At 39.6% G+C, this 4,903-nt stretch carries 4 protein-coding genes; 3 read left to right on the forward strand and 1 reads right to left on the reverse strand.

The genetic code is table 11. The features are described 5' to 3' along the window. Positions 1-807 (reverse strand): MFS transporter (locus MV676_RS03405; RefSeq protein WP_297445325.1); only part of this gene is annotated, 807 nt, incomplete at its 3' end. Between the two features lie 131 nt (positions 808-938). Here MV676_RS03405 and MV676_RS03410 point away from each other — a divergent pair. The 3 genes from MV676_RS03410 to MV676_RS03420 all read left to right on the forward strand — a co-directional run. Beyond that, positions 939-3,290: an ankyrin repeat domain-containing protein gene (locus MV676_RS03410; RefSeq protein ID WP_297445327.1), complete on the forward strand. Its 2,352-nt coding sequence runs from the start codon at positions 939-941 to the stop codon at positions 3,288-3,290. A gap of 63 nt (positions 3,291-3,353) precedes the next feature. Next, positions 3,354-3,893 (forward strand): hypothetical protein, encoded by a 540-nt coding sequence (locus tag MV676_RS03415; protein ID WP_297445328.1) that lies wholly within the window; start codon positions 3,354-3,356, stop codon positions 3,891-3,893. Next, a partial coding sequence (locus tag MV676_RS03420; RefSeq protein WP_297445330.1) for a hypothetical protein occupies positions 3,877-4,903 on the forward strand: 1,027 nt, incomplete at its 3' end. The genes MV676_RS03415 and MV676_RS03420, both read left to right, overlap by 17 nt.

Genomic DNA, 4,903 nt, shown 5'->3' on the forward strand with positions numbered 1-4,903 from the left:
TAGAGTTTTCCTGTTTCCTATTCTGTCGGCAATGTTCCCTGAGAGGAATGTTCCTAAAATCGCAAAAAGCTGGAAAAAAGAGAGTGAGAGGTTTGCCTCTGAGAGAGTTTCCCCTTTATGAACCAGATATACGGGCAGGTAAAAGGAAAAAAATAACTTTGCAAAGTTTTGGAAGAGCATAAATCCGGCAATTGGCAGGAAAAAACTTCTGTACTGTAGAAGTGTTTCCAGGTTGAAACTTCTCGTTTTCTCAGGTTTAAAATCAACATTTAGTCTGTTTAGTTGCCACCACAGGAATGCCGATGCAAAAACTGCAAAAACAATGGTTTTCCAGAGTCCTTCAACTCCCCATAGACTGACAGCTGCCGTTGCTATAAGAGGTGCTACCGTTCTTGCCAGTTCCCCTCCCACCATGAAGGCGCTCATTCCAAAGCCCATTTTTGGCGTTACTTCCTTTACAATGGAGGGAGTTGCTATGTGGAAAATCTGAGCAGAAATGCCCGCCAGAAAGAGAAAAATCAATAAGACTATGTAATTTGGGGCAATTCCTATCAGACTCATAAAAACCGCAGTTGTAACTGGGGAGACGATGGTAAAAATCCTGACATCTCTTCTGGAGATCAGCAGTCCGAAGTAGAGATTGAACAGTGCAGGTAGCCTCCTGATTACATCAAGGATTGAAGCCTCTGTTAAAGAGATTCCCAGTTTCTGAACCAGCAAAGGTAGAACAGGTGCCAGAAAAGAGGTGTAGATATCGTGTATCAGGTGTGAGAAGGAGAGGAGAAGTACGTTGTAGCTCTTCTTCATTGAACCTCCACTTTCTTTTATCAATTTGTACAACTTTTAAGCAGATACCTGTTGTAAAATTCCTACAAGAATGAAGATGAAATATTACCCTACTTGGGGTAAACACAGTAAACGGAGTGAATAGGGGGAAGATGAAGCGTCTCAATGTATGGTTAGCCATTTTGGTTTTGACATTCATTTTACCGATGATAGTGCTGGAAAAGGCTATGTCTTCACCCGTTGACCAGATTCCCTGGGGAGAAATCTCTAAGGAGGAGCTGAACGAACTCCTTTTCAAGGCTATAGTAAAGACGAAGTACTACAAAACAGAAGATGTTATCGCTGTTATAAACGAGGCTATTAGAAGAGGAGCTTCTGTTAATGCCAGAAATCCTGTCTCGTACCTTACCTGCTATAAAACAAAAGGAAGCACGCCGCTTCACTGGGTCTCATTTATTGGAAACGAAAAGATAGCGGAATTTCTGATAAGAAAGGGAGCTGACGTAAACGCAAGAGATGAAGAGTTGGGAGCTACTCCTTTAATGTTTGCAGTTTGGGGGAGAAACCTCAACATCGTGAAACTTCTTATTGAATCCGGCGCTTCCATTAAGAGTAGAGATTTCAAGGGTAGGTACGCTATTCACTACGTTTTTCCTATTGATACATGTACTTCCAACAAAAATCCCCTTCCCATCTTAAAGTTTTTGAAGGATGCTGGCTTAAACTTCAATTTAACAGATAACGATGGGAGAACTGTTCTATTTTACGCTCTCCAATCAGATCAGTGTAATGAGAAGTGCTTAAGCTACATCCTAGATCATGGAGCAAGGGTAGACGTAAGAGACAAGAAGGGAAATACACCATTACACATTGCTGCCCGCTACTCTAACGCTAGCAAAATGAAACTACTGCTAGAGAGAGTTAACATTGTAAATGAGAAAAATAAGAACGGAGACACCCCTTTACACATAGCAGTTCAAAGAAGTTCGGTAAAAATCGTGGAGTTGCTCCTTAACAAGGGAGCAAATGTACTGGAGAAAAACAACAAAGGGAAAACACCTCTGGATCTTGCAATATCTCAAGACGATAAAACGATTGTTTATCTGCTTCTAAAACACGTTAAAGATCCTCAAATCAAATCGAAATATGTTGAAAGGATTTTCCAAGCAGGAGATGCTTATACTACCAGGTTGAAGAAATTTTCAGATAAACAGCTGATAGAAGAGTTTCTAAAGGAAATTTCCAGAGTTAACTTTAATGAAGAGAAAATAGAAGCGCTTGTTAGAGAGATAAAATCAAGGAAAATTGCTCTTCCCAGCAGATTTCGTAAAACCAAGCCTTCCTCTATTCTTACTCTAATATGTACAGACGATGACTGGAGGGAACATTACAATAAATACGTAAATCTGCTTAACCTTTTAGATTCTTCTGGCCTGGTTGACTTTAGGAATGCCCTACGCCGTATGTTCCCTCTGTGCTATCAAGCATATAAGATAGCAGATGAGGCAGGAATTCCCTTAGACAAAAAGATGTTGGCCAACGTGGTTTGTAGTGCTGCCTATACGGGAAAATTCTCAGAAGCTGCACGATCTATAGATCTGGCAGTTTCAAAAGGAATAGATCTAAACAGTAGAATTTGCAGTAGCGGTACTCCTTTAGCGGTTGCTATGCTGGAAGATAATTATGATGTTGCTAGGTATTTACTACTAAAGGGTGCTGATTTTAAAAATAACGACTCTCAAATAGCATTCTTTACCTTTTTATCAGACAAGGTTGTTTCCGGTAAAAGAGGAGCCTGGGAATTTCTGAAGTTTGTGCTGGAAAACCAACGCGACAAGCTGAGCAAAGATTTTGTAGAGAAAGAGGTGATTCCCTATCTGATTGACTGTTATGCATCAACCAGAAATGACAAACTGAAGGAAATTCTAGAGCTAATTCTATCGGAAGGTTTTTACACAAATTATGTCCTATCAAACTACCAGAAAAAATCCTTGAAGAGGCTGGGAATTTATTCTTTACTGGAAAAATATAAAAAACCTGTTGTCAACCAGAATAGCGTAGAAAACCTCGAAGAACCAGTTAATGAGTTTGCTGAGGATTTTGTAAGTTTCTGGACTGCAGTGGCAAGGAGGGGATATATTGAGATAGAAGTTCCAGATATGGGATGGGAAACTTGCCAGATAGACATAAACGTTGACTACCTTAATGACAACCTGCAATATAAAGATTACTATTTTGTTCCGATAAGGCACATTCGCTGTGAAAATAAATTTGCCTTTGACGTTCTTAATGCTTTAATAGGGTCGAGTTTTAAAAGTAATAAGTATTACCATACCTACTATTCTGTAACCCCCCATAGTGAGGAAACATATCCAGTTATAGTAATAGATGGTATCTATCCTAGAAGCCTGGAAATAAGAGTATGCGGATACTATAACATATCGTCAAACACCTGTTCTGCCAAAGGAGGATGGGGAATCCACAGAATAAGCTTTTCATACTAATAGGTAGACAATCAGTTAACCTAGAATCTAGAGTGAAGTTTATAGAACGGGGAGGAAATTCAGGTGGAGAGAAGCAGACACCGGGCAACAGTAATAGCAGGTATAGTATGTATGCTGTCATTATCAGGATGTAAAAGTGAAGGCCTATCGGTAAAAAACTACACTCCAGAATACAGAGCATCCTATCTGTTTCATGAGAAAAAAATAAAAACCAAGCAGTCTCTACCCAAACTCGAGGAGGTTTCTTCTAAAACTGAAGGCGTGAATACATATAGAGAAGCTATAAGAGACATATATGTAGAAACAATGAAGAAAGGAGCCTGTTACTGTGAAACGAGCAATTTTCCAGGAGCTTGGTTTTACCTGGAAAAATGTTACGACAGGGTTGTAGGGACGGTCAGACGACATTTGCTTCCATTCAAGGAGCAGGTAAAAAGTCTATTATGCGATTATCGGGAGTTTACTAATACTCTCTATAACTCACATGGAAACTTACGTGAGTTATCCCAATACTACAGAAATAAACTAACCAGAATCTGCAATTTGATCCAGCTGGAATACAGCAAGTACTACAGTAGGGGGACAGATGGAGAAGGAAAGTAGCAAATACTATATTTTCTTGTTCTTACTATTAATCCCCCTCATCTTCAACTGTATGGGAAGTGAAGAAGTAATAAATGTCAGAACATCTCCTATTGGTCAAAGAAACCTAAATGTAAAAACTCAATACCGAACGGATGAATTTCCATTTTACATCGATTCTTACTTTCCCGTGTCAGATGAGGTTCAAGAGGCTTACCTGGGTCTAAAACAGTTGTACAAGCATCCTCGCTGGATAAAAGCATGTTCCAGGAACGAAATTGTCGTTTCAACAACCAGGAAATTTTCATTCAAAGAGTGTGGCATTGTATGTTTGGATGATGGAACTTTCCTCCATTGCAAGTACATACCCGGATTACCTGAAAGCAGTTTTTTCCAAAACAAGAAATTGAGCCAGGTAGCCTATCAAGAGGATATCCATACGTTTTCCGTAGATGTTAAAAGATTTAACATAAAACTGCCAGCAGTTTTCCTATACAAAAACTACCTGTTATACAACACTAATGACAGGTTTTGCATATGGAAACCTGGAGCAAGGGAGATCTGCTTTCCGTTCAAAGCCAGGCTTGTAAGAAAATGCGGAAACAGTCTTCTGGTTCTTGGTGAAGATCTAGCAACGATTTATCTGGTAAACCTATACCCCTCTCCGGTGATATCAAAAGAATTTAGGCTAAGGTCAGGTAAAGTATGGGAAGATGAAGATTGGTTTGCAGGAAACTATAAGAAATTTTTATTCCATCCCCTCCTGTTAACGTACAAAAAGAACATCTTTTATGTAAAAAAAGATAACGAAGGCAGATTCAAGGTGTGTAAATTATCTATCCAGGAGGATGCCTTTAAGGAAATTTGCCTTCCCCTGGGAAGGGAGGAGGTCGTATCTCTGAAACCAGTATCCACAACCAAAGTCCTGGCAGCAGTAAAGTACAGATCTATAAAAACCGTTGATTTCAGGGAAGGAAAAGTGTTCAGCTATCCTGATTATCCTATTGTGTACCAGGGAGAAAACCCAAGCG

Source organism: Desulfurobacterium sp. (genome assembly GCF_027028515.1).
Taxonomy (GTDB): domain Bacteria; phylum Aquificota; class Aquificia; order Desulfurobacteriales; family Desulfurobacteriaceae; genus Desulfurobacterium_A.

Excerpts from the sequence above, each read along its gene's own strand:
- MV676_RS03410 (WP_297445327.1), top strand. The coding sequence starts at position 939 with ATGAAGCGTCTCAATGTATGGTTAGCCATTTTGGTTTTGACATTCATT.